This is a genomic window from Streptomyces sp. NPDC000594 (assembly GCF_040299965.1).
Lineage (GTDB): Bacteria > Actinomycetota > Actinomycetes > Streptomycetales > Streptomycetaceae > Streptomyces.
Genome location: NZ_JBEPCY010000003.1, coordinates 181,891 through 200,213, shown reverse-complemented (window position 1 = coordinate 200,213; position 18,323 = coordinate 181,891). Strand labels below are relative to the sequence as shown.

The window sequence follows — 18,323 nt, the reverse complement described above, 5'->3', positions numbered from 1 at the left end:
TATTCGGGAACAGCGACGGCCTCCTTCGGACGCAGCGAAGGAGGCCGTCAGCGGTCGGACTATCGGCGTGGACTGGGCCGTGGCGTCGGACTCAACGGCGTGGCGGCGACGGGCTCGTTCTGGTGCACGGCCATCGGCCTTGCGGCCCTGGTCGAGCGTGCCTGGGCTGCGAGGGCGCGGTCGCTTGGCGGTGGCCGGTGGGCGAGGCGGCGGATCCGCCAGGTGAGGACCTCCGCAGGGGAAACGGCGTCATCCAGGGTGCGCTGGTGGGTCGCGGCCTGGAGGAGTCGTCGTGGGTCATGCCCTTCGGTTTCGGCCTCCGAGAGAGCGGTGGCCAGGGCGGGCCAGGCGGGGTCGGCGAGGACCGTCTCTCCGTGATCGGGGATGACCGTTCGGATGTGCTGGGCCAGCCGTGCCGCCTTGTCCGTCGGTGGCCTGCGGTCGGCGAGGGCGGCCAAGGGCGCGGCGGCTGCTTGACCGTAGGCGGCCCGGAGATGGAGCAGGGTCTGTTGGGCGGCTGCGACTTGCTGGTTGTGGTGGCGGAGCCGGTGCCATCGGACGGTGGCGATGACAGCCAGGAGAGCCATGTCGAGGAACATCGCCAGTCCACTGCTGTCACCGCTGGCTGGTGCGGTCCGCAAGGCGCGGACGGCTCCGCGCAGGGCTCGGGCCTGGTCGTGCCGGGCCCGGACCCGGGAGCGGGTTGCTCGTTCGAAGGCCGTGGCGGCTTGGCGGAGCTGAGGACGGAGATCGGCGGGGGCGACCAGCGGCAGGGCGTCGAGTGCTTCTCCGAAGGCGGCGATGTGGGCCTGGGCGGCTTCGTCGTCGGCTCGGTCGAGGTGGTGCGGGACGCGTTCGGTCGCGGCGGTGGCCTGGTGCCAGGGGTCGGTCCTTCGGCGGGTTCCGGTCGGGTCGGTCGGCGGTGCTTCGGTGGCGTCGAGGCGTTGGCGGATCTGGGGATAGGAGAGGTCGGGGGCGAGCTTGGAGCCGGAGAACCAGATGGGCTCGCCCTGAGCGTTGGTGTCGCCGCTGAGTGCGATCTTGTAGCCGCGTATGTCGCCGGACGGGAAGCGCTGGACATCGACGAGGACGCCCTCCACCCCGGTCAGGACGCGGATGAACTCCTCTGGACTGGTGGAGGCGGCGACCACGGTACGGACGGTGGTACGCAGGTGCTCGCGACTGGTCGTCCGCCGACCGGTCCGCAGTGCCTTCTCCTTCTCGGCGCGGGTGGGGCGCTGGGCGGCAGTGTGGTCTCCGCGGACGAGCTGCCGGATGCCGTCTCCTTCTCGATGGAGGCGAGCTCGCGGTCGGCATTGAGGTAGTCGTGCCAGTGGCGCGCGGGGTTCAGGTCGCCCCGGACTTTGGTGGCGGCGATGTGGATGTGGTCGGGGGCGTGGCGCACAGCCACCCACCGGCATCCGTCCGGGTCGCCTTCGGGGGCGATGCCGGTGGCCGCGACGATTCGCCGGGCGATGTCCGCCCACTCGTCGTCGCTGAGGATCCGATCCTCGGGTGCGGCCCGGATCGAGCAGTGCCAGACGTGCTGCTTGGGTCCCCGGCCGAGCCGCCTGGCCTGCTTGACCCGCAGGTCGAGGTCGGCGACGAGGAGCTTCTTGGTGGCGTCGAAGTCATCGGCCCGGCCGGGGTCGGGGGCGAAGCCGTCCCAAGAGGCGACCAGGTGCGGGTCGGTGTGGTCCTTGGCGTTCTTCGTGTCGAACAGGTACCGGATGAGACCAGCGGTGCTCTTGCCGCTGCCGACCCTCGCGATCATTCGGCCACCTTCGCGGAGACGGTCTCGTTCATGACCCCGGCGACCTCGGCGATAGTGGCGCGCACAGTGCCGGGTGTCTGCTGGGAGCGGTCGAGGAGGGCGGTGTCCCCAGGGTGGGGAACGCCTCCGGCGTTCAGCCGGCGGGCGATCTGGTTGACGTTGTTTCCGATACGGGCCACCTCGGTACGCAGGGCGTCGAGCCGGTCGAGGCGGTCGTCGAGGCTGGTGCGCTGCCCGGGCAGGCCGCTGGCGAGTTCTCCGTCGAGGTAGGCCATGACCACGGCACCGACGAAGTGCGCGCCGGCTATCTCCAGCTCGCGAGCCTTGCCGACGATCCGGGTTTTCTCCTCGGCGCTGTAGCGGACATCGACCCGTTCCTTGCGCTGGACCTCCTCGCGGTCACGTCGTCGAGCGACGCGCCGCAGGGTGGCAGCACCTCCGTCGTCGACTGCCTTCTCCTCTTCGGGTACCCCCTGGTGCCCGAGCACCTCCGCCACCCCCGGGGCGGAGGAGTTCGCGTTGGACCGGCCCTTGGACGGTCCAACGCCATACCTTGCTGCGCTGGTTGCTGTGGGTGTGGTCGTCTCCTGCTGGTCGATGGTGCGCTCGCTGTGATGGACGTGCATGTGGGTCTTCTCCGTGCGGCGGTCATTGGAGGGCTGGGGCGGGCCGAAGCTCGGGTCGGTTGGAGGCGGCGTCGGTGAAGGGGGAGACCGGGTTCGGGGGCTGGCCGGAGCGGACGACCGCAGGTGGGTGGCTCAGTGGCTGGTCGTCTTGGTCCGGTGTGTGGTCCGCAGACCGGTCCGGTCCGTGCGGACCACTTTTGTACGTACACATCTGGTCCGCGGTCCGGTCCGGCGGACCAAGGGTGTGGTTGTGGTCCGGGCTGGGGCTGGCTGGACTCGTCCCAGTCGTCCCGTTGCTGGTCAGGGCAGGTACGGGTGGGGTGGTGATGTCGGGTTGACCCGTTGCGGGCCCGGGACCCGTCCCCGTGCTGACCTGCGCGGGGACGGGTGGGACGGGTCGATACGGGTTACGCGCCGGGCCCGGCGGGTTCCGGCTGCGGGGCCGGGGTGGGGCAGTAGCGGTCCCAGGGGTCGGTGAACTGGTGGCGGGCGAAGCCCTTGGCCTGGGTGCCGCCGGGGAAGCGGTGGTTGGCCGAGCTGATCCCGTAGTCCTTCAGGAGCAGTTGCAGGCCGCGCGGGGTGAGCCCTTGGGGTCCGTATTCGGCCCAGGGGGCTTCGGGGTCGGCGTTGAGCTGTTCGATGAGGCGGCCGGTGCGCAGGGTGGCGGGGTCGCCTTCGGCGGCGAAGACGCGGCGGATGTCGGTCAGGATCCGGGTCCGCAGGGCTCCGTCCTCGTCCTGTCCGGCCTCGTGGGCGGTCATGGTCCGGCAGGCCGTACGGGCGAGGGCGGGCCATTCGCCTCCGGCGAGGTCGGCGACGATGATCAGGGGTTCCCAGGTGTCGGCGGCGCGGTCTTCGACCGGCATGACCGGTTCCATGTCCATCGCTTCGGCGTGCTGGGGGTGGAGCCATGCGGTGAGGCGGTCGCGTATCGCGTTGAGGGTGGGGGTGTCGCGGCCGGTGCGGAAGGCGGCCACGGTCTCACCGGCTGCCCGGCGGCGCATCCGGACGACGACCGACCTGTCCATGATCGTGTCGGGGAGGTCGCCGATGCCGGCGAGGGCGGCCATGGCGAAGGTGGGGAACTTGACCGGCTTGTGTTCGGGGCCGGTCACTCGCAGGGTGGGCCGGTTGCGCTGGTGACCGGCGTTGAGGAGGCCGCGCAGGTCCTCGTTGCGCTCGGCGGCCTTGAGGGTGCCGAAGAGGGTGTCGGCCTCGTCGACCAGCAGGGTCGGCGGGTTCTCGGTGATCGACCGGAAGATGGCCGCCGGGCTGGCGTTGACCGTGATCAGCGGTGCGTGCACCGTCTCGGTCACCACGTCCAGGAGCCGCGACTTCCCGCACCGCTTCGCCGGGCCGACCACCGCGAGGCGAGGAGCGTGCTGCCACGCGGTTTGCAGGTGGGTGGCCGCCACCCACAGGGTGACCGCGGTCACCGCATCCTCGCTCGGAAGCACGACGAACCGCTTGACCTGCGCGCGCAGGTCAGACAGGATTCGCGCGCCCTCGGACAGCGGCTCGACATAGCCGTTTGCCTCGGGCTTCTCACTGCGGGTGGGCTCGGCCGGAGTGGTGTTGCCCGGCTGACCGGGGACGGCGGTCGGAGGCCAGGGCACGGACCTTGTGGTGGTGTCCTCGGTCGGGGATGGCGTGTTCGGCTGGGGGTCGGTCATACTGGGCTTCAGCTCCTCTGCTCGCGGGCCATATGGGACGGCAATCCCGGCCTCGCGGGTCGATCGCTAGGGATGGCGGTTGAGAGGTTTGCGCTTGAGCCCCCTGGTGCCGATGGCATCAGGGGGCTTCTTCGTCGGCGTGGTCGTGTCCTGCCCTATAAGCATGCCACAGAAATTGCGAATCGCAGTAGTGTTCTGCATCTCGCAGAATTCATGTTACGGTTGTGGGGTAGCCGGGAACGATCAGCCCTGCACGCATGGAAGGAGATGCTCACGGTGGACGACGGCCAGGAGGGCGTTCTGCTCAGCGGGGAGGAGAACGTCGCGGTCCGGATCAAGCTGGAGCGCGAGGCCCGCAGGTGGAGCACCAACGCCCTGTCCGACCGCCTCAACGAGGCCGGCTTCGACATGAACCCGTCCGCGGTCTGGCGGATCGAGAATCGCAAACGCCGCATCAACCTCGACGAGGCCATCGGGTTCGCCGAAGTCTTCGGCGTCTCCCTGCGCAACCTCGTCGGCCCTCCGAGGCTCGCGGCCAAGGCCCGCGCCATGGAACTCATCGACGACGTCGTGGCCGCCCACCGCGAGACCCAGCGCGCCAACCACGCCTTCACCCAGGCCCGCGACGCCTTCGACGCCTACATCGCCGAACACCCCGACATCAGCGAAGAGGCCGAAGTCATGGTCTCCAACGCCATCGCCGAAGCGCTCATGCAGGCCAACCTCGCCACGCACGGGCCCACCCCCGGAGGCCCGAGGCCCGACACCGGCCACGCCGGTTCCCCCGAGGAGTAGCCCCTCCTCAACGCCCAGCCTGGTTCCGCAAACCCCAGGCGCGGGCAACACACCACGCCATCCCTAACGATCGACCGGCCAGGCCGGGGTTGCCGCCCCACACCACCTGGCCAGAACAGGACACCCCCTTTGCGCCGACAGGCGATACCCCCTGCCCTGAACTCTGACGCCGCTCTGCCGCGTCTCTACCTCCCGGAGGAGGTCGCCGCCTTCCTCGGCTGCTCCGCCTGGTGGGTCAAGGATCGCGCCCGTCGACGGCTCATTCCCTTCACCCGCGTCGGCCGCGCCTACCGCTTCACCGCTGAGCACCTCGCGGAGATGATCCGTATGCACGAGGCTCGCCCCGCCGTTCCGCAGCAGCGAGTGTCGGCCGCATCGCCGCTCAGTCCTCCCGCTTCCTCCTCGCCCGCTGCTGTGCCCACGTCCCGGCTCCGCGCCCGGCTGCCTCGCCGAGCCCGCCAGAGCCGCTTCGGGACCGCCGCCTAGCTCGACGAGGGGAGGGAGAAGGAACGTGGGTTTCGCGGAGAAGCGTGGAAACTACTGGCGCGGCCGGTACAAGACCGATCCCGGCAGACACCTCACGGTCGTCGACGAGAACGGCAAGACGATCAAGTTCGCGACCAAGGGCGAAGCCCAGCGCGCCGCGAGCGAGGCCGAGAACAAGTACCGGCGCGGCGACTGGCGTGACCCGGCGCTCGGCCTGGAGACCTTCGGCGAGTACGCGGGCCGTTGGTACGCCGCCCAGGACCTGGCCGCCTCGACGATGCAGAACTACAAGCGCCACATCGAGGAACACCTGCTCCCCGACTTCGAGGGCAAGGCACTGAGCGGTGTCCTCCGCACGGACGTTGAGCTGTGGGAGAAGAAGGAGCGGGCCGTGTACGCGGCCTCCAGCGTCAAGACATGGCGTTCGACGCTCCACTTGATCTTCGAGGACGCGATCGATGAAGGGCTGATCACCTCCAACCCAGCCGCCCGGCGGCGCGGACGCGGCAAGCGCGCCGGCCGGTCCCGGGACCGCGGCCCGGAGAAGGTCGTCACCGACGCACTCGGCATCCTGCTGGCCGCCGAGCGGGCCGCCCTGCTGTCCGGTCGCGACGACGAGTTCGTCGCTGTGGTCCTCAAGGGCTACACGGGCAAACGCTGGGGCGAGATCGTCGGCCTGGAAACGGAGTTCGTCCGGCCGCACGCGTTCCGTGTCGAGTGGCAGCTGTACGAGCTGGACACCGGCGAGCTGGTCCGCTGCCCACCCAAGGACGACAGCTACCGCACCATCGACTCGATGGACTGGCTGTCGGCCCTGGTCCTCAACCACATCGCCCGTACGAAGCCGACGCCCTGCCCCTGCCACGGACGGACGTATGTCTTCCGTGGTCAGGGGGCGGCCCGCACTGGTGGGCACCAGGGAGCGAAGCTCGTCGACGTTGCCCGTCTCGCCGGGGTCTCCACGGGGACGGTCTCCAACGTCCTCAACCACCCCGACCGTGTCACCGAAGCCACGCGGGCACGGGTGGAGAATGCTGTCGCGGACCTCGGGTTCGTTCGACGCGGCGCGGCGCCGGCACCTGCCGCCCACTGGCGCAGAAATGGTTTTGCGACCTGGCTGTTCACCCCCGCGGTCTCCGGCTGGTACCCGAAGAAGGCCCCGCAGGAGGCCCGGCCCGTCCCTCTGCTCGGCGAGCCGTGGCCCGGCGTCCCGGCACGGGGACGCGGCGCCACCAACCGGGCCGACGCCTGCTGGCTACCGATCGCCAAGGGCCTCACACCCCACGGCCTCCGCCACACCCACCGGACGATGATGGAGGACCTCGGCACCGAGAAGGTCCTCATGGACGAGCGCATGGGCCACATCGACGGCTCCGTCTCGGCCCGCTACGCCCATGTCACCCCGGGCATGCGTCAGCGCCTCCTGCTCGGTCTCACCGAGCAGTGGGAGGCGGCGCTCGACGCCCGGTTTGAACTGTGCCCCACGTCGCCGGTATGCGTGCTTAACGATCTGCTGCGTGCACGTCAGTAGGAGGATCCGTCGCTCGGGCCTTGTGCCCGAGCGACGGGAATCCGGTCAGGGCGCGCTCCCATTAGGGCACACCCTGACCGGCTTTCAACGCAGCCAGTGTGCTGCTCCCATGACAACGGCCGTCATCGTGCTCCCGAGCGCCAGCGACTTGAGCGGTGCGCGGTCCAGGGTCACGTGCAGGGGGCCGCAGCGAAGCTCGAAGGCTGGCGCGCGCGAGGGCAGCTCTGGCGGGTAGGTGGCTTGAGTGGCAGGAGGGGCATCAGAGTTGAGGTGCTTGGCCATGGCTTCTCCGGGTTTCAGGTTTGCGGCACACGTCGGCCGTAAGTAGGCGGATGGCTTGGTGATTCGAGTGCGCCTACCTTGCAGCAGCTGCTAGTTAGCCCCGCAAGTGACCTCGCTCGGTTTCCACTCTTGCTGATGGGTCCGGCACTTCCTGAGGATCGGGTCACGCGGTTGTGACCTGCAGTTTTTCTCCGTTGTGCAGGATCGAGTCGAATCCCGGGGCGCATCAATCCTATGAAGCTCGTTCTTCAGCAGGCCCGTTGAGGCAACCAGGGTTGTCCCCATCGGGACTGCTACGACAACTATGGTTGTCGCCATGCGTTCAGTGGGTGGTGACGAGTTCTGGTTCGATCCGGATGCCATGGCGACGCCATGGCATCCGCATAACCCTGCCGAAGTAGCGCAAATGCGCGACCAGTTGAGGGATCTTGCCCGCAATGCTGCGTATTGGGCCTCGGTACGAGGCCAGGAGTGTCTGGCCAACGGACACGAACCCTCGGCTGCGGCGGAGCTATTCGCGGACTGGCAGCTTGCCTACCTGTACGCCTTGCGGCAGGTACGTGAAGCCACTGAGGCTCTTGCTGTCGAGGCTGCGCTGATGGGTGGAGGAATGGGTGCCACCTATGGCCATCTGGGATCCGCGTGGGGGATCTCCAAGCAGGCGGCCCGTAAGAAGTGGCCTGGCGCAGTCGATGACGGCTCGGGCCAACCCGGGAAAATCACGGTGGAAAGGTACGGCGGGGTTGCCGAGATCACCTATCTTCCGGACCGATGTGCTTGGGGCTGGGCTGCTCGTGGCGGCGATGGAGTCCGTCACGAAGCGGAAGAGGTGTATACCGTCCGGTTGGAGGCTGTGGGAGCGGCCGAGTGCTTCCTTCATGATCACTTCGTCGCGTCGTGGGACATCAGCGATGTTCCGAGGGCGCTTGGCGATCCGAAGAATTGTTGGTGCTGGGATGATGGCGCCCGGGCGCAGGAGTCGGGCAATGACGCGTGACCGCGGCCCAGCTGGCGGAGCCGTGCAGGGGGTGGTGGCTGAACCCTCTCCGGGGTTGATGATCGCTGCCTGAACCAGATTCGGCTCCGCGCTCCCGGGAGTCGCATCCGGAACTCGGCTCCCCGATGGCTCCCCAAAGCCCCCAGAAACCACTCAGGGGCCCGACCCGCTCTCGCGGATCAGGCCCCTGACCTGGTGTTTCAGCTGTCGGGGTGGCGGGATTTGAACCCACGACCTCTTCGTCCCGAAGCAACTTGGGTGGTGGTGCTGTCTTGGGCTGGTGTGGCTCTCACCTGCGCTGACGGTCCGCAGACGTCCGCGCTTGTCCGCTGCTGTCCGTCGGCGTTGTCACGCAGTTAGACACTCACCGTGCCCCTCTGCTTTGCACTACGTGGCATCGTGTCGACGAGTTTGGACAGCGTGCCTCAGCCGACCTTCCCAGCCTCGCCGATGAGTGATTCGTTCAAAGCCGCGACCGCTGCCAGCCAAGAGATCTACGCGAGATCTCTTGCTGAGTTCCTCCCATTCCTCAAACATCACGTAGATCGCGTTCCCGTACCGCGCGTTTTCGAAGACGACCAGATCAGACGCGAACTGCGCGCCTACGTAGCGTTGGAAGCTGCTGGTGCCGTAGAGCATCCTTTCGGGACGGAGTGCAAGCAACGCTTTCAGGCGGGCCTCTACGCTCTCGCGGCGAGAGTCGTCCCTGCCCAGGCGCAGATGCTGAGTCAACTCACCGATCACAGCCTCTGTTTCGTGGGCACCGACGGGGAGGAACTCCCAGCTAAGTGCCATTGCCCGTGCCCACTCATCCGTGGAAGTAGTGCAGGCCACTACATCTACGGCTCCTACGTTCTCTTGAAGCAGGCAGAGCGCGAAGAGTAGATCTGCGTCGTGGCTGGCGGCCGTGCGGTCGAGTACCCGGTCGACCCGGAAGGAGATGGTCACCTGCCCGTCGCTGTTTGACACCTCTTCCATAGCGATGACGATCTGCTGTCCGTGCAGGTGCTCCACCTGATAGACCTGCCGGGTGAACGTGATGGTGTGACTGCCCTTCGACCAGTCACCGAAGTTCGGGGTTTCAAATCCCCAGGATCGAGGCACCTTCGGAAGATCAGTTCGCGGCACGATTCTGCCTGCCAGGTTCCACCTTGAGAATCGCCCTCGCGCGGCTTGGGGAAGACTCGTCGGCGGAATAACTGGGCTCCCAGCCTGAACAGAAATCTCCAGGTGTGCCAGCAGATCGGACTCAAGATCTGAGGTGCGATACGACCGCAGAACACCAACCTGGTACTCGTTGCTCGCTAGATTGGCAACCCGGGAGCGGACTGAGTCTGGGATCTTTCTGAAGCTCTTCTGAGCCATGTACGCCCCTTTTCAGACGTGGCCGAGCTCCAACCAGACGTCGTCCTTGGAAGCTGACGCTTGCCGCTGTAGGGTCCGAGAGCGCCACCAACGCACCAGGCCCCATGCCGGAGCTCGACACCAAAGTCGAGGCCCCTGCGTGGGGCCTTTTGGTCCTTTCCGGCATCAGTAGAGCACTCTCGACACTCTGCCAGCAAGCAATACCCCATAATTTGCGGGTGCCATGCAGTGCTGCCACTAGATGTGGTTTTGCAGGGTGCGCTGGTATGAACCCTTCAGAGTATCGGCAGACACTGACATCGAGGATCGGGTGAGTTCTTGGCTCCCGGAGTCGGCAGGCTGTGGAGGTGCCCTAGGAGCCAGAGCGTGTGCTCGTCCGACACGCCTTTCAACTCTGCTGCTGTCTGGTGGGGGTACAGGTCCGTTTCACGGTGGCTGGCTCGGGCCTTCCCCCTGTTTCGGTCCCGTCTGAACAGTCGTGCGCTGTGCTGAACGAGCCGTATCACGTTCAAGGACTCGGCAGCTTGCTGCTTACCCAGTTACGTTGCACACGAATTGCACCGTCGGTGAGACGGCTTTGGGCGGGAGCTGCCGTGGGGTGAGAGATCGGGGCCCGTAAGCTTCCGGCGACTCGGGCAGTCCGTGGACCTGCCCGCAATGGCCCGATGTGGGCCCCGATCTTCGAGGCTCGCCCCATGGTGGCTGCCTAAAGCCGTGGAGCCGACCGCCCCGGCCACGGAGGGGTTGTCCTGAACGGACCGGGGCGTTGGCGGCCTGGTGGCCGGGTCGCCCGCCGGAGGCAGGGGCGGGCCCGGTCGCCGGGGCCAGCCCGCGCGTGCGCGGGCCTTGAACCAGTAGAGAAAGTTGTAACTCACATCTCGGTGGGGTTGATGAGGGTGAATCGGTCGAGTGTGACGATGAGTTGGGCGGCGATGGTCCAGCGGATTGCGGGGCTGTCGAAGGGGATGCCTCTGGCGTCGACGGGCACGGGGTCGTGGCTGGGTCGGTAGAAGGCGCCGTGGACTCCCGCCGGGGTCCATGACTGGACTCGTAGGGTCACGTACCGCCGCCTCAGATGAGGGCATGCCTTCGTCGCCAGGGTCGCGCACGGCCGGCAGACCGGAGGATGTGCGGTCTCCAGCCCTTGAGGCCAGGAGCTCGGGTCGTCGGATGCCTCGCCCAGGAGCCAGAGCACTCCCCGGTCGTCCCGGTCGGCGGGCTTTCCGCACACCTGGCAGAGCAGGTTGGCCATAGCCAGCCGCTGACGCAGGGAGTGAACCGCGCCGAAGTCGGGCTTCCCCTTCCCCGGCATGGAGGGGATCCGTCGCCACAGCACTCCCCGGGGGTCCCGGTCGTACGAACGCTCGTCGGCATAGGCCAGCCGCCCACGCCGCACCACGACCCGCACCTTCGACGGGGACTCCCCGGACCACTGTGTGATGTACGGAACGGTGCCCTTCGGAAACGTCGCCTGGCTCATCCGACGCAGCACCCCGCAAGCTCGGTGGCGCCCTGGTGGACGAGGGCGACGGCGCCCCCGTAGACCGCTCGGCGGAGATCTTCCGGAAAACCTGGGCAAGTGAGGCCCCAGACTCGATTTGTGCTCGTATACTCGTGCATACAAGTTCCTTCGTGCTGGTAGGCCGCCATGTGCAGCGGGTTCGGGCTAGACGAGTTTCACGCCGTCGTGGGCGCGGATAGCCGGCGGGTTCGTCGCGTCGAGTGCGTCCAGGACGCGGATCGCGTACGCCTCGTCGGCGAGTTCGGTGACTTCGTCGCGGGTGACCCACCGCAGTGCGCGGGTCTCGCTTCCGGTGGTCGGGGTGCCGTCTGCGGCCTCGCACCGGAAGACCATCGAGACGATCAAGCCCTTCATGTTCTTGTAGATCCCGGTGAGAGTCGCGGGAAGCGCGATCTTGATTCCGGTCTCTTCGAGGACTTCGCGCTGAAGGGCCTCGGGGATGGTCTCCTCGCGTTCGAGGACCCCGCCCGGCGGCTCCCAGTGCCCGTTGTCGCGGCGCTGGATCAAGAGGGCCCGGCCGTGGTCGTCAACGATCACTCCGGCGACGCTCACGGAATGCGGGCGTTCAGGGTTCACGATTGCCGGGACCTCTCGGATGGCTAGGCTCTCCACCGTAGCAACAAAAGTCGCCCACTCGTCTAGACACCTAAAGGAGTAAGACGTGCCTTCACTCTCCTCCGGCCTGCTCGGGGACCTCGACCCGACAAGTGATCGAGCGGTGTTCCGGCAGATCGCCGATCAGCTGCGTGAGGCCATCGACCGGGGGCGATTCCGGGAGGGCGACAAGCTGCCTTCGGAAGCCGAGTTGGTCGAGCACTACGGGGTGTCCCGGATGACCGTGCGGAACTCCTTCTCCGTCCTCCAGGGGGAGGGCCTGGTGCACGCGGAGCACGGGAGGGGTGTCTTCGTACGGCCTCGGCCGCCGGTGCGGCGGCTCGCTTCGGACCGGTTCGCCCGGCGCCATCGCGATCAGGGGAAGTCGGCGTTCATCGTGGAGGCGGACGCGGCCGGCAGCCACCCCCAGGTGGACGGCCTCGAGGTGAAGGAAGAGAAGGCGAGTCAGGACATCTCCACCCGCCTCGGCTCAGTTCGGCGGGTCCTCGCACGTCGCCGCCGGTATCTGCTGGACGGGCGCCCGGTGGAGTTCGCCACCTCGTACCTGCCGCTCGACATCGCGCGTGGGACGCAGATCGCCGAACCGAATCCCGGCCCCGGCGGCATCTACGCCCGGCTGGAAGAGCTGGGCCACCGCCTGGACCACTTCGAGGAGGAGATCCGGGCCCGGATGCCCTCGCCCTCCGAGGTGAAGACGCTCCGGCTGGCGTCCGGCGTGCCGGTGATCCATCTGATCCGCACCGCTTTCGATACGGAGGGCCGGGCCGTGGAGGTCTGCGACACCGTCATGGCGGCGGACGCGTACGTCCTCAACTATCAGCTTCCGGCGACCTGATGAGCTGAGGCCGTGGTCAACAGTGGTGCGCGGGGCCGTCCTTCCGTACTCGTACACCCCAACAGGCTTACTCGTATAGACGAGTGGGCAAGTTGTGTGGCAGGGTGATCGTCACGACCTCGGGGGAGTGCTCCCCCGTAGTGCATCTTGTCTAGACGAGTAGATGGGGAGATGGTTATGCGCACCATCCGTGTGGAGACCACGGCCGCCACGATCCTGCTCACGGAGGCACCGGAGCCCAAGATCCGGGACCGGCAGACGGGGGAGATCGCCAAGGACGCCGTCAGCGGTGAGTCCCTGATGACGCTCGGCGTCGTCTACATCGAGGACGGTGAATCGTCGCTGATCAAGGTCACCGTCCCGGAGAGCGGGGTGGCGGACGGGCTGGCTCTCGGGTCGCCGGTCGCGCTTCCCGGGCTGCTGGCCCGGCCCTGGGAGAGTGTCTTCAACGGGCAGCAGCGGCACGGCATCGCCTACCGGGCCGCCGCCGTCACCCCGGGCGCCTTCCCGTCGGCCCTCGGCGCCATCGCCTGATGACCGACCCGACGATGATCCTGGTGGTAGGTGGCCTCCTGGCCGTACTGGCTGGCGGGGCCGCCTACACCCGGGCCCGGCACCCCTCCGCGCACTGGGCGGCGTTCGGAATGCCGGTCTCCGCCCTGCGGCTGCTCGGCTCGTACGCCTCGGCCATGGAGGCATGCGGGCTCACGGTGCCGCCGTCCCGGCTGCGGGTCCTGCTGACCAGGGTCACCAGCCACCGGGAGATCCGGCCCGTCCCACCTCGCCGGGGACTCCTCCGACCGACGTCGACCGGCTTACGGCTCCGGCTTCGGCTCGCGCCGGGGCAGGAACCCGCCGATGTCGCCGCCTCGGCGGAACGGCTCCGGCACGCCTGGGGCGTCCACGCCGTGTATGTCTCGACGGTCAAGCCGGGCATGGTCGAACTCCGGCTCGTCGGTTTCGACGTGCTGCGGCGGGTCCGGATGCCCCGCAAGGTCGAGACCAGGCTTCTCAAGGTTCCGGTGGCACTTCGCGAGGACGCCACCGCCTACGTGCGGGACTACCGCGCCGTTCCCCACGGGCTCATCCTCGGCGCGACGCTATCCGGCAAGTCCATGTTCCTGCGGCATCTGATCAGTGGGCTCGCCCGGCAGCCGGTCGCTCTCGTGGGGATCGACTGCAAGCGGGGTGTGGAGCTGGCGCCGTTCGCACCCCGGCTCTCCGCGCTGGCGACCGATCCGGAACAGGCCGCCGCGCTCCTGGCCGTACTCATCAAGCACATGGAGGACCGATACGACCTGATCAAGGCCCGTCAGGGCATCTCATCAAGCACCCCGGACGAGGAGATCACCTCCGACATCTGGGGACTGCCGGACCACGAACGTCCCGTACCTGTCGTGCTGTTCGTGGACGAGATCGCGGAACTCTTCCTCGTCGCAACGAAGAAGGACGAGGAACGGCGGGACGAGATGGTCACCCAGCTCATCCGGCTCGCCCAGCTCGGCCGCGCCGCCGGCATCCATCTGGAGGTCTGCGGACAGCGCTTCGGCGCCGAACTCGGCAAGGGCGCGACCATGCTCCGGGCCCAGCTCACCGGCCGTGTCTGCCACCGCGTAAACGACGAAGCCTCCGCCAAGATGGCGCTCGGCGACATCGCGCCCGACGCGGTCATGGCCGCCTGCGCCATCGCCCCCGAACGGCCCGGCCTCGCCGTGGCGGGTGACACCTCCGGCGGCTGGTCCCGGATCCGTACCCCGTACCTCTCCCTCGCCGACGCGGCCCGGACCTGCCAGGAGTACGCGCACCTGGTGCCGGACCTGCCTGCGCTGGAGCCGTTCCGACCCACCACCTGACCACGGAAGGAGCCGCACCGTGCGCGCTCATCTCGCCCGGGTCGACGCGGTACTCGTCCAGGCCGTCATCGCCGCCGCTCTCTCCTTCGCCCACATTCACGACATCGCCCTCGCCGCCGGACAGGACGGATGGAAGGCGTGGGCCTACCCGATCAGCGTCGATCTGCTGCTCGTCGCGGCCTGGCGGCGGCTGCGGACCGGGCCGTCCAAGGCCATGGGGTGGTGCTGGTTCGTCATCGCGCTCGCCGCCTCCCTCGGCGCGAACGTGGCCACCGCCGGACTCCTTGACCTGGACGACGTACCCGCGTGGCTCCGGATCCTCGTCGCGGGCTGGCCCGCCGTCGCCTTCCTCGGCGGAACCCTCCTCGTCCACTCCGTACCGACGCTGAATGAGACGGAGCGCCTGGAGGACGTGCCCGAACCGCCCACTCCCGAAATCCCGCCCGCGCCGGTCCCGGCCGCCCTGATCGAACACGCCCGCAAGGTCGCCGCCGACCACCGCACCCGTACCGGACAACCCATCGACACAGCGACGCTCCGCGCCCGCCTCGGCGTGCCCGCACCCATGGCCGACGCCATCGCCACCCACCTCTGAGCAGGAGAGACCACGATGCCCCGCCGCCACTTCCGCGACCTCATCCGCATCGGCCCCGTCCAGGTCGGTACCTCGTACGACCACCGGGGCCGTGAGCAGCACACCGCCGCCTGCACCGCCCCGCGCTGCGGCTTCTCCGCCGACTACGACAGCCGCGCCGCCGCCGAACTGGCGGCCCGTACCCACTGCTGCGCCGTCCGCTGAAAGGACCGTCCCGTGAACGTGAACCTGCCGCTCGTCTTCGTCCTCGGCCTCTTCGCCTGGGGTGCGGTCAAGTTCCTCGGCGTCCGGACCTGGGTCGTCGTCGTGATCGCCCTCTTCGGCTTCTGGCTCTCGGACACCTTCCTCGCCCCCGCCATCAGGTCCGGCACGGAGTCCGGAGTGTCCGTCATTAACGACCCACATGACTAGACGAGTAGACAGCTAAGCTCCGGGGCGGTCTGATCCCGCCAAGAATCCACCGCCCCGGGGCGTCCCTCCCGACCGAGACAGTCAGAAGGAGAACGCCATCTTTACCAGCGCCACCCCGCCCCCGCTCCCCGAACTCCTCAATCTGGCCAACAGCGGCGCCTTGCCCGGCATCCTCCGCCAGCTCTCCGGCCTCGGCGGCTGCACCCACCCGATCCGGCTCGACGGCCACCGCACGGAGTACGCCGTCGACACCCGCACCGGTGAGATCGGCCCAGTCCTCCACCACCTCGACTCCGCCGGCCTCCCGACCGGCCACCTCCTCGTCCGCTGCAACAACCGGCGTACGACCCGCTGCCCGGCCTGCGCGGAGGTCTACCGCCGGGACACCTTCCACCTCATCGCCACCGGCCTGCGCGGCGGCAAGGGGACCCCGGACACCGTCGCCGCCCACCCCCGGGTCTTCGCCACCTTCACCGCGCCCGGCTTCGGCACTGTCCACAACCGCACGGACAAACGCTGCCGCTGCGGCGTCCGGCACGACCAGGAGGACGCCCTCCTCGGCACCCCGCTGGACCCTGACCGGTACGACTACAAAGCGGCTGTCCTCTGGAACGCCCACACCGGGGCACTCTGGCGGCGGTTCACCATCTACCTGCGCCGGGAGGTCGCCAAACGGGCCGGGCTCTCGCAACGCGCCCTCCGGCAGTACGCCCGGGTGGCCTTCGCCAAGGTCGCCGAATACCAGCGGCGCGGCGCGGTCCACTTCCACGCCGTGATCCGCCTCGACGGCCCGGGCGGCGGCCACACCCCGCCCCCGGCCTGGGCCACCGCCGAACTCCTCACCGACGCGATCCGCGCCGCCGCCACCAAGGCCCGGGTCGACGGCCCGACGGTGGACGGCCGGTCCCACTCCTTCACCTTCGGACACCAACTCGACGTCCGCACCATCCGGGGCACCGACTTCCCGGGCGATCAGGCGCTGACGGACCGGGCCGTTGCCGCCTACATCGCCAAGTACGCCACCAAAGGCGCCGAAACCGCGACGGGCGCCCTCGACCGCCCCCTGAAGTTCGCCGCCGAACTCGCCCGGCTCGATATCTCCGACCACGCCCGCCGCCTCATCCGCACGGCCTGGACCCTCGGCGCCCGCAAGGACCTGGACCACCTCCGCCTCCGCGCCTGGGCCCACATGCTCGGCTTCCGGGGCCACTTCTCCACCAAGTCCCGCACGTACTCCACCACCCTCGGCGCCCTCCGCACCGCCCGCGCCGACTGGCGCCGCGCACAGAACATCCCCGAGCACCCGACCGACACGACCCACGTCCTCGCCCACTGGGTCTTCGCCGGAACCGGCCTCACCGGCGCAGAGGAATGGCTCGCCGCCTCCCTGGCTCCGGCCCCCGGCACGGAGGGTGAGCCGACCCATGCGTGACGACGAACTGCTGACAGTCGGAGAAGTCATGGCTCGGCTCCGGCTCAGTCGGACCACCGTCTACGACCTGATCCGCACCCGCCGACTCGCCTCCATCCGTGTCGGCCGGGCCCGCCGGATCCCCGCCCAGTGCATCCGAGAGTTCATCGCCGGTGAGCTGAGGGAGGCCGCCTGATGGCCACCCGACGGAGCCGGGGCGACGGCGGTCTGCACTGGGACGACAAGCGCCAACGCTGGATCGCCACGGCCAGCCTCGGCTTCGACCCGAGCGGCAAGCGGATCGTGAAGCGGGCGAGCGGGGTCACCAAGACGGCGGCCAAGAACAAGCTGAAGGAGATCCTTCGGGACTACGAGGACGGCCTTGCCATCGCGCCGACCGGCTACACGGTCAAGGATGCCGTGAGCGATTGGCTCGCGTACGGACTGGCCGGTCGGGACCCCGCCACGGTCAAGACGAACACCATCCTGTGCCATACCCACGTCATCCCGGCCCTGGGCGCCCGAAAGCTCCGTGACCTCAGCGCCGACGACGTGGACAGATGGCTCGCCAGCAAGGCCAAGGTGCTCAGCACCCGCTCCTTGGAAGCGATCCGCTCGTGCCTGAACCGGGCGGTCAGGCGCGCCATGGCCCGGGACAAGGTGAAGCGGAACGTCGTGGAACTGTGCGCGGTGCCCACCGGCCGCGCCGGCCGACCATCGAAGTCCCTCACCCTCAGGCAGGCGGAAGCCGTGCTCGTCGCGGCCGAGGACTCCCCGCTCTACGCGTACTTCGTGGTCTCGCTGCTCACCGGCGGACGTACGGAGGAGATGCGCCCGCTCCGCTGGGACCATGTCGACCTTGAGGGCGACCCGGAGGCCGTTCCCGAGATCCCGCCGCACATCGCCGTGTGGCGCTCGGTCCGGAGCACGGGGGACACCAAGACCCGGAAATCCCGTCGCACCCTGGCTCTGCCCGGCCGGGCGATCGATGCGCTGAAGGTCCAGCGGGAGCGTCAGGGCTGGCAGCGTGTCGCGGCCGGTGATCAGTGGCAGGAGACCGGTCTCGTCTTCACCTCGGCGGTGGGTACGGAGCTGGACGCGGCGAACGTCCGGCGCGAGCTTCGGAAGATCCTCGCGCGGGTCGCCCGGATGCCCGGAATCGAGATCGAGCCACAGGAGTGGACGACGCGGGAGACCCGGACATCCTTCGTCTCGATCTTGTCCGATCGAGGCATCCCGCTGGAGGAGATCTCCCGGCTCGTCGGGCACTCCAGTACGGCCGTCACGGAGGAGGTCTACCGGAAGCAGATCCGCCCGGTGATCCAGACCGGGGCCGTCGCCATGGACGGGATCTTCGGCACGCCACCGCCCCCGAAACGGTAGTCACGCAGTTAGTCACGCACAACGCATCAGGGCCGGTGACTCAAATGAGTCACCGGCCCTGATCTGCTACTCAGCTGTCGGGGTGGCGGGATTTGAACCCACGACCTCTTCGTCCCGAACGAAGCGCGCTGCCAAGCTGCGCTACACCCCGATCGTCACCACTGTCGTG

18 protein-coding genes, 1 tRNA gene and 2 pseudogenes are annotated in these 18,323 nt (G+C 68.5%); 13 read left to right on the top strand and 8 right to left on the bottom strand.

The annotated features are described in order from the left end of the window. Window positions 1-59: 59 nt before the first annotated feature. The 3 genes and pseudogenes from ABT354_RS05950 to ABT354_RS05940 form a co-directional block, all read right to left on the bottom strand. Window positions 60-1,774, bottom strand: a pseudogene (locus ABT354_RS05950) (relaxase/mobilization nuclease domain-containing protein). Beyond that, on the bottom strand, window positions 1,771-2,400 hold the full coding sequence (locus tag ABT354_RS05945) for a MobC family plasmid mobilization relaxosome protein (RefSeq protein WP_351489606.1): 630 nt from the start codon (window positions 2,398-2,400) through the stop codon (window positions 1,771-1,773). The pseudogene ABT354_RS05950 and the gene ABT354_RS05945 overlap by 4 nt, the downstream one beginning before the upstream one ends. 407 nt (window positions 2,401-2,807) lie before the next feature. After that, a complete protein-coding gene (locus tag ABT354_RS05940; RefSeq protein ID WP_351489603.1) occupies window positions 2,808-4,073 on the bottom strand; it encodes a DUF3631 domain-containing protein in 1,266 nt (421 codons plus the stop codon). A gap of 267 nt (window positions 4,074-4,340) precedes the next feature. On the opposite strand from ABT354_RS05940, the gene ABT354_RS05935 reads away from it, so the two are divergent. The 4 genes from ABT354_RS05935 (at window position 4,341) to ABT354_RS05920 (ending at window position 8,164) form a co-directional block, all read left to right on the top strand. After that, the gene (locus ABT354_RS05935) at window positions 4,341-4,868 is read left to right on the top strand and encodes a helix-turn-helix domain-containing protein (protein WP_351489601.1); all 528 of its coding nucleotides are present in this window, start codon (window positions 4,341-4,343) and stop codon (window positions 4,866-4,868) included. A gap of 129 nt (window positions 4,869-4,997) precedes the next feature. Beyond that, window positions 4,998-5,354: a helix-turn-helix domain-containing protein gene (locus ABT354_RS05930; RefSeq protein WP_351489599.1), complete on the top strand. Its 357-nt coding sequence runs from the start codon at window positions 4,998-5,000 to the stop codon at window positions 5,352-5,354. A 25-nt stretch (window positions 5,355-5,379) separates the two neighbouring features. Continuing rightward, window positions 5,380-6,885 carry a LacI family DNA-binding transcriptional regulator gene (locus ABT354_RS05925; protein WP_351489597.1) on the top strand — a complete coding sequence of 502 codons (1,506 nt, stop codon included), beginning with the start codon at window positions 5,380-5,382 and terminating at the stop codon, window positions 6,883-6,885. Window positions 6,886-7,483: 598 nt separating this feature from the next. Then, the gene (locus ABT354_RS05920) at window positions 7,484-8,164 is read left to right on the top strand and encodes a hypothetical protein (protein WP_351489595.1); all 681 of its coding nucleotides are present in this window, start codon (window positions 7,484-7,486) and stop codon (window positions 8,162-8,164) included. A gap of 387 nt (window positions 8,165-8,551) precedes the next feature. Here the strand turns inward: ABT354_RS05920 and ABT354_RS05915 are convergent, their stop codons facing one another. The 4 genes and pseudogenes from ABT354_RS05915 to ABT354_RS05900 form a co-directional block, all read right to left on the bottom strand. Next, window positions 8,552-9,529: a hypothetical protein gene (locus tag ABT354_RS05915; RefSeq protein ID WP_351489593.1), complete on the bottom strand. Its 978-nt coding sequence runs from the start codon at window positions 9,527-9,529 to the stop codon at window positions 8,552-8,554. 871 nt (window positions 9,530-10,400) lie between these two features. After that, entirely contained in the window at window positions 10,401-11,009 is a 609-nt protein-coding gene (locus ABT354_RS05910; RefSeq protein ID WP_351489590.1) for a hypothetical protein, read from the bottom strand. A 65-nt stretch (window positions 11,010-11,074) separates the two neighbouring features. Then, window positions 11,075-11,149 (bottom strand): annotated as a pseudogene (locus tag ABT354_RS05905) (ATP-binding protein); the annotation flags it as partial. Window positions 11,150-11,195: 46 nt separating this feature from the next. Beyond that, window positions 11,196-11,603, bottom strand: coding sequence for an NUDIX hydrolase (locus tag ABT354_RS05900; protein ID WP_351490154.1), 408 nt, complete (start codon window positions 11,601-11,603; stop codon window positions 11,196-11,198). 109 nt (window positions 11,604-11,712) lie between these two features. Here ABT354_RS05900 and ABT354_RS05895 point away from each other — a divergent pair, with 109 nt between their 5' ends. The 9 genes from ABT354_RS05895 to ABT354_RS05855 all read left to right on the top strand — a co-directional run bounded on the left by ABT354_RS05895 (window position 11,713) and on the right by ABT354_RS05855 (window position 18,154). Further along, on the top strand, window positions 11,713-12,501 hold the full coding sequence (locus ABT354_RS05895; protein ID WP_351489587.1) for a GntR family transcriptional regulator: 789 nt from the start codon (window positions 11,713-11,715) through the stop codon (window positions 12,499-12,501). A 177-nt stretch (window positions 12,502-12,678) separates the two neighbouring features. Beyond that, window positions 12,679-13,035, top strand: a complete 357-nt coding sequence (locus ABT354_RS05890) for an SCO3933 family regulatory protein (protein WP_351489585.1) — start codon at window positions 12,679-12,681, stop codon at window positions 13,033-13,035. Continuing rightward, window positions 13,035-14,354 (top strand): FtsK/SpoIIIE domain-containing protein, encoded by a 1,320-nt coding sequence (locus ABT354_RS05885; RefSeq protein ID WP_351489582.1) that lies wholly within the window; start codon window positions 13,035-13,037, stop codon window positions 14,352-14,354. The genes ABT354_RS05890 and ABT354_RS05885 overlap by 1 nt, the downstream gene beginning before the upstream one ends. A gap of 19 nt (window positions 14,355-14,373) precedes the next feature. Next, window positions 14,374-14,949, top strand: a complete 576-nt coding sequence (locus tag ABT354_RS05880; RefSeq protein WP_351489579.1) for a DUF2637 domain-containing protein — start codon at window positions 14,374-14,376, stop codon at window positions 14,947-14,949. Window positions 14,950-14,964: 15 nt separating this feature from the next. Next, the gene (locus tag ABT354_RS05875; RefSeq protein ID WP_351489576.1) at window positions 14,965-15,153 is read left to right on the top strand and encodes a mobile element transfer protein; all 189 of its coding nucleotides are present in this window, start codon (window positions 14,965-14,967) and stop codon (window positions 15,151-15,153) included. Between the two features lie 12 nt (window positions 15,154-15,165). Further along, entirely contained in the window at window positions 15,166-15,360 is a 195-nt protein-coding gene (locus ABT354_RS05870; RefSeq protein WP_323448024.1) for a hypothetical protein, read from the top strand. Between the two features lie 160 nt (window positions 15,361-15,520). Then, window positions 15,521-16,792, top strand: a complete 1,272-nt coding sequence (locus tag ABT354_RS05865) for a replication initiator (protein ID WP_351489572.1) — start codon at window positions 15,521-15,523, stop codon at window positions 16,790-16,792. Further along, window positions 16,785-16,967 (top strand): helix-turn-helix domain-containing protein, encoded by a 183-nt coding sequence (locus ABT354_RS05860; protein ID WP_351489570.1) that lies wholly within the window; start codon window positions 16,785-16,787, stop codon window positions 16,965-16,967. The genes ABT354_RS05865 and ABT354_RS05860 overlap by 8 nt, the downstream gene beginning before the upstream one ends. Next, window positions 16,967-18,154 (top strand): site-specific integrase, encoded by a 1,188-nt coding sequence (locus tag ABT354_RS05855; RefSeq protein WP_351489568.1) that lies wholly within the window; start codon window positions 16,967-16,969, stop codon window positions 18,152-18,154. Before ABT354_RS05860 ends, ABT354_RS05855 begins: the two co-directional genes overlap by 1 nt. Before the next feature lie 77 nt (window positions 18,155-18,231). On the opposite strand, the gene ABT354_RS05850 is transcribed toward ABT354_RS05855, so the two are convergent. Beyond that, window positions 18,232-18,305: transfer RNA gene (locus ABT354_RS05850), tRNA-Pro, on the bottom strand. Window positions 18,306-18,323 lie beyond the last annotated feature (18 nt).